Below are 5,821 nucleotides of genomic sequence, written 5' to 3' on the forward strand. Positions count from 1 at the left end.
CGCCGCGACGGGCCCCCCCACCGGGGGGCCCGCCCGCCGGTCCACCCGCCGGCGCTGGATCGTGGTCGGCGCGGTCGCCGCCGGTCTGCTCGTCGGTGTGGCCGTCGGCGCCGCCCTGGCCCGGGGCGGGGCTGGCTCCCCGGTCCCCGTCCCGGGGACCGCCGTCGCCTCCGCCCAGCTCGACCCGTTCGGCGACTGGGACAGCTCCGGCGAGGCCACCCTGACCGAGACCGACGGCCGGTGGGACCTGCAGGTGCAGCTGACCGCACCGCCACCGGCCGCGGACGGGTTCTACGAGGTGTGGCTGCTGTCCGCCGACGGGGGTGCGCAGTCCCTGGGGAACCTGGAGGGCGCCTCCGGCAGCTACGTCGTGCCCGAGGGCGTCGACCTGTCCGCCTACGACACCGTCGACGTCTCGCTGGAGCCCTACGACGGCGACCCGGAGCACTCCACCGACTCCATCACCCGCGGCACCCTCGGCTGAGCGGGCAGGGCACGATGGCCCGGTGACCCTGCCCCACCCGGAGCTCGGCGCCGCCTGGCGCGCCGCCCGCCCCCGGCCCGCCGGCGTGCACCTGGACTCGGCGGCCTGCAGCCGGCAGTCGGCCCGGGTGCTCGACGCCGTCGCCCACCACGCCCGGCACGAGGCCGAGGTCGGCGGGTACGTGGCGCAGGAGTCGGCGGAGATGCTGCTGCAGCAGGGCCGGTCGGTGCTCGCCGGGCTGGTGGGCATGGCCGCCGCCGACGTCTCCTTCACCGAGAGCGCGTCGTCCTCGGTCCGCATCCTGCTCGACGCCTGGCCGTTGCCGGCCGGTGCGCGCGTCGCGGTCCTGCCCGGGGAGTACCACGGCAACCTCGCCGCCCTGGTCCACCACGGCCTCGAGCCGGTCGCGCTGCCCGCCGACGACCTCGGCCGGCTGGACCTGGACGGCACCGCCCGCCTGCTGCGCGGCAAGCCACCCGCCGCGGTGCACCTGACCGTGGTCGCCAGCCACCGGGGCGTCGTGCAGCCCTGGGTCGAGCTGTCCCGGCTGTGCCGGGCCACCGGCGTGCCGCTGGTCGTCGACGTCGCGCAGGCCCTGGGCCAGGTGGACTGCGACGTCCCCGCCGACGCCGTCTACGGCACCTCCCGCAAGTGGCTGGCGGGTCCGCGCGGGGTGGGCTTCCTGGTCACCCGGCCGGCCTTCCGGGCCGGGTTGCGGCCGGTGCAGGGCGACCCGGACGACGCGCTGTCCTACGAGACCCACGACGCGCACGTCGCCGGCCGGGTCGGGCTGACCCTCGCCGTCGGCGAGCACCTGGCTGCCGGACCGGTCGCGGTGCGCGAGCGGCTGGCCGGCACCGGGCGCGCGGTGCGCGAGCTGGTCGCCGACGTCCCCGGCTGGACGGCGGTGGAGCCGCTGGACGAACCCACCGCCTCGACCACGCTGACCGGCCCCGACGTGGTCATCGCGCACGCCCGCCTGCGGGCCGAGCACGGCGTGGTCACCACGCTGTGCCTGCCCGCCCGAGCCCCGGGCGAGCTGCGCCAGCCGGTGCTGCGGGTCGCCCCGCACCTGGACGTGACCGACGCCGACCTGGCCACCCTGGCCGAGGCGCTGCGCGCCGGCTGAGACCTCGGCGCGGCTCGTCGGCCACCTGACCGGCCCCGCCGGTCACGCCTGCCGTCCGTCGAAGGCCCGCTGCAGCTGCGCCCGGCCCGCGTCGGTGGCCCGGCCCCACAGCCGCAGCCGGGCCATGCCGCCATCGGGGAAGACGTCCAGCCGGACCGCGACAACCCCGGGGGCGTCGTCGAGCAGGAACCGGTGCCGGGTGTCGGGCTGCAGCCGGGTGCGCGGCAGCAGCTCGACCTCGGCGCCGTCGGCGGTGCGGCCGGTCAGCGCGGCGGCGCCGGGGGCGTTGCCGAGGAAGTACGAGGTGTCCAGCTCGGCGAGGGTCACCACGCCCTCGCAGGCCAGCTGCACGTCGACCCAGTCGTTGCCCTCCCCGCGCCGGCGGGCGTTCTCCCAGCCGCCGCCCATGTTCGCGGCCTCCCCGCGGCCGATCAGCTGGTGCGGGCTGCCGTAGAAGGCGTTGCTGACCGCGGTGACCCGGCCGCCGTTCTCCAGCGCGGCCAGGTCGAAGGGGCCGGCGTCGAGGAACCGGGGGTCGGGGACGGCGGTGCCGTGCACCCGGAAGCGCGCCACCCCGCCGTCGGGGTGGATGGTGAGCCGGACGTGGGTGACCCGCGGGCCGGGCTCGACGGCGAAGGCGTTGGCGACGCCGCCGGCCAGGTCGACCCGGGGCAGCAGGGGCTGCCAGTCGGCGGTGACCAGCTCCTCCACCGAGGGGTGGCCCTCGACCGCGACGGCCTGCACGGAGGCCTGCGGCGGGTAGTTGCCGAGGAAGAACGCGGTGTCCACGACGACGCCGGCGACCACGCCGGGGGTGCCGAGCCGGACGATCGCCCAGTCCTCGCCGGGCTCGCGGCGGCGGCGGGTCTCCCAGCCGTCGTACTCCTTGCCCTTGTGCCCGAAGTCCGGCCGCGCCTGCGCCGGACCGGGCAGCACGAGGTTCTCCCGTGCGGCGAAGAACTCGTCGTTGGCGGCGACCACGGCGCCGCCCTGGGCGCGGGTGGCGAGGTCGGGCAACGTGGTCCAGTCCGGTGCGCTCACCCGGCCACTCTGGCAGAGCCCCCGCGGTCCAGGAGCCGGCCCCGCGGCGGGCCGCCGTCCAGCGGCTGCCCGGCCAGCCACACCCGGCGGACCACCCCGGTCAGCTCCCGCCCGGCGTAGGGGGTGACCGGGTTGCGGTGCTCCAACGCGCCGACGACGGCGGTGGCGTCGGGGGCGAAGGCGACCAGGTCGGCGTCCTTCCCGACCGCGATGCCGCCCTTGGTGGGCAGCCCGGCCAGCGCAGCCGGCGCGGCGGACATCAGCTCCACCACCCGGGTCAGCGGCAGCCCGCGCGCCCGGGCGCCGGTCCAGACCGCCGGGAGGGTGACCTGCAGGCCGGCGATGCCGCCCCAGGCGAGGCCGAAGTCCCCGACGTCGAGCCGCTTGAGCTCGGGGGTGCAGGGCGAGTGGTCGCTGACCACCATGTCGACGGTGCCGTCGGCCAGCGCCGACCACAGCAGCTCGCGGTGCGACGCCTCGCGGATGGGCGGGCAGCACTTGTAGGCGGTGTCGCCGTCGGGGACCTCGTCGGCGGCGAACGTCAGGTAGTGCGGGCAGGTCTCCACGGTCACCCGGGTGCCGTCGGCGCGGGCGCGGCGCAGCAGCGGCAGGGCGCCGGCGTCGGCGAGGTGCACCACGTGCACGCGGGCGCCGGTGTCGGCAGCCACGGTGAGCAGCCGGGCGATGGCGGTCTCCTCGGCCGCGGGCGGGCGGGAGGCCAGGAAGCCCGCGTAGCTGCGCCCCGCGGGGTCGGGGGCCGCGTCGATGACGGCCTCGTCCTCGCAGTGCGCGATGAGCAGGCCGTCGACGGCGGCGAGGTCGGTGAGCACCTCGCGCAGCCCGGCGTCGTCCAGCGGCGGGAACTCGGGGACGCCGCTGTCGAGCAGGAAGCACTTGAAGCCGACCACGCCGGCGTCCAGCATCGGCCGCAGCTCGGCGGTGTTCCTCGGGACCGCGCCGCCCCAGAACGCGACGTCGACCGATACCTGGCCCGCGGCCGCCGCCCGCTTGGTGACCAGCCCGTCGAGGGTGGTGGTGGGCGGGATCGAGTTCAGCGGCATGTCCACGACCGTGGTGATGCCGCCGGCCGCGGCCGCGCGGGTGGCGCTGGCGAAGCCCTCCCACTCGGTGCGGCCGGGCTCGTTGACGTGCACGTGGCTGTCGACCAGCCCGGGCAGCAGCACCTCGTCCTCGGCCAGGGTGACGGCGTCCGCGGGGGCGTCGTCGAACGCGGTGACGGCGGTGACCCGGCCGGCGACCACGTGCACCGCGGCCGCCTGCTCACCGCCCGGCAGCACGACCCGGCGGGCCCGGACGACGGTGGTGCTCATCGCCGTGCCTCCTCTGCCGGTGCGGCGCCCTCGAGCAGGGCGAGCCGGCCCACGGTGCCGGCCAGCCGGTCACCCCAGGCGGTGGCCACCCAACCACGGTCCAGCGGCAGCCGGACGGCGTCCTGCGCGGTGGCCCGGCCGAGCGCGGCGTCCTGGCCGAGGTGCACGGTGCTGGCGTAGGCGCAGGGGGCCACGGGCGGCAGCCAGGCCGCCGCACCCGGGCCGAGGCCGACGGTGGTGTGCAGCAGAGGGACGCCGCCGCGCTCGACGCGGGTGGTGCCGGTCCAGCGGCCCGGTTCCTCCCCGACGCGGCCGAGCTGCACCTGCTCGGTGGCGGTGAGCTGCGCACCGTCGTCGAGCTGGGCGTGCAGCAGCGCGCGGTGGTGCGCCCCGCGGGTGACCACGGTGGGCTCGGCCCGCAGGTCGAGGGTGCCGCCGACCTCGGCACGGACCCGCTGCACCGACGGCGGGGACTCCCCGCGCGCCGGCAGCACCACCGCGGCCGCCACGGTGCGCACCGCCAGCCGGGCGCCGACCTCGACGACCAGCCGGATCTCCGCGTCGTCGCCACCCAGCGGCCCGAACGCCGTCGCCACCAGGTGCACGGTGGACGGACCGGTCCGCCGCACCGCCAGCTGCCCGCTGGCCCGGACGACGGGCAGCACGGTGCGCCCGCCCGGCCCGGCGCGGGCGACCACCTCGACGAGGGTCCTCACGCGTGCTGGGCCGCGCGGCTCCGCAGCTGCTGTCGCACCCAGCCGGCCACCTCGGTGGCGGCGGGGTCCTCGCGCAGGGAGATCAACAGGGTGGGCTTCCCGGCCCGCACGGCCGCCGCGTCACGGCGCATGACGTCGAGGTCGGCGCCCACCAGCGGGGCGAGGTCGGTCTTGTTGACCACCAGCAGGTCCGACGCGGTGACGCCGGGCCCGCCCTTGCGGGGCACCTTGTCCCCGCCGGCCACGTCGACGACGAAGATCTGCACGTCGACCAGGCCGTAGCTGAAGGACGCGGTGAGGTTGTCCCCGCCGGACTCCACCAGCACCAGCTCGAGGCCCGGGTGCCGGGACTCCAGCAGCTCGACGGCGTCGAGGTTGGCGGTGATGTCGTCGCGGATCGCGGTGTGCGGGCAGCAGCCGGTCTGCACGGCCTCGATGCGGTCGTCGGGCAGCACGGCGTTGCGGCGCAGGAAGTCGGCGTCCTCGGTCGTGTAGATGTCGTTGGTGACGACGGCGAGGTCGAGTTCACCGCCCAGCGTGCGGCACAGCGCTGCGGCCAGCGCCGTCTTGCCGGAGCCGACCGGGCCGCCCAGGCCCACCCGCAGCGGACCGTGCCGGTGGCCGCGTGCAGCGGGGTCGTCGTAGGGGTCCACGTAGTCGTCGAGCAGGTGGTCAGGCGGCATGGTCGCTCCCGGTGGTCGTCTCGGTCGGCTTCGCGGTCGGTGTCGTGGTCGGCATCAGGTGGTCAGGAGGCGAAGTAGCGGTCGCCACGGTCGGCGTGCACCTCGGCGAGCAGGTCGAGCAGGGGGTCGGTGTCGGCCGGGAGCCACGCGGGGTCGACGTCGGCGACGCCCGCCGCCCGGGATGCGACGTCGTCGACGTCGGCGACGAGCCGCGCGGTGACGGTGGCGACCGTGATGGGGTCCATGGCCAGCAGCCGCTGCGCGGCCGTCGCCGAGCCGGTGATCGACAGGTAGGCGGCGGCCTGGCCGGCGTCGGCGGGCCCGAGCCCGGCGGCCGCGGCGGCCACCCCGAGGACGAGGTGCTGCTGCCCGGGCTGGTCGACAGCCACGTGCACGTCAACGAGCCCGGCCGCACCGAGTGGGAGGGCTCCGCCAGC

7 protein-coding genes are annotated in these 5,821 nt (G+C 77.2%); 2 read left to right on the forward strand and 5 right to left on the reverse strand.

Translation table 11 applies throughout. The annotated features are described in order from the left end of the window. Together NH342_RS21590 and egtE are read left to right on the forward strand one after the other, a co-directional pair. A partial coding sequence (locus NH342_RS21590; protein ID WP_253018194.1) for an anti-sigma factor occupies positions 1–484 on the forward strand: 484 nt, incomplete at its 5' end. A gap of 22 nt (positions 485–506) precedes the next feature. Then, positions 507–1,613: an ergothioneine biosynthesis PLP-dependent enzyme EgtE gene (gene egtE, locus NH342_RS21595; protein ID WP_253018196.1), complete on the forward strand. Its 1,107-nt coding sequence runs from the start codon at positions 507–509 to the stop codon at positions 1,611–1,613. 42 nt (positions 1,614–1,655) lie between these two features. Here egtE and alc read toward each other — a convergent pair whose 3' ends face one another. From alc to NH342_RS21620, 5 genes are all read right to left on the reverse strand, one after another. Further along, a complete protein-coding gene (alc, locus tag NH342_RS21600) occupies positions 1,656–2,654 on the reverse strand; it encodes an allantoicase (RefSeq protein WP_253018198.1) in 999 nt (332 codons plus the stop codon). Continuing rightward, entirely contained in the window at positions 2,651–3,985 is a 1,335-nt protein-coding gene (allB, locus tag NH342_RS21605) for an allantoinase AllB (protein ID WP_253018210.1), read from the reverse strand. The genes alc and allB overlap by 4 nt, the downstream gene beginning before the upstream one ends. Next, positions 3,982–4,701 (reverse strand): urease accessory protein UreD, encoded by a 720-nt coding sequence (locus NH342_RS21610; RefSeq protein WP_253018212.1) that lies wholly within the window; start codon positions 4,699–4,701, stop codon positions 3,982–3,984. The genes allB and NH342_RS21610 overlap by 4 nt, the downstream gene beginning before the upstream one ends. Further along, positions 4,698–5,384: an urease accessory protein UreG gene (gene ureG, locus NH342_RS21615; RefSeq protein ID WP_253018214.1), complete on the reverse strand. Its 687-nt coding sequence runs from the start codon at positions 5,382–5,384 to the stop codon at positions 4,698–4,700. Before ureG ends, NH342_RS21610 begins: the two co-directional genes overlap by 4 nt. Before the next feature lie 62 nt (positions 5,385–5,446). Beyond that, a partial coding sequence (locus NH342_RS21620) for an urease accessory UreF family protein (RefSeq protein WP_374209494.1) occupies positions 5,447–5,821 on the reverse strand: 375 nt, incomplete at its 5' end.

This window comes from Klenkia sp. PcliD-1-E, from assembly GCF_024124375.1.
Classification (GTDB): domain Bacteria; phylum Actinomycetota; class Actinomycetes; order Mycobacteriales; family Geodermatophilaceae; genus Klenkia.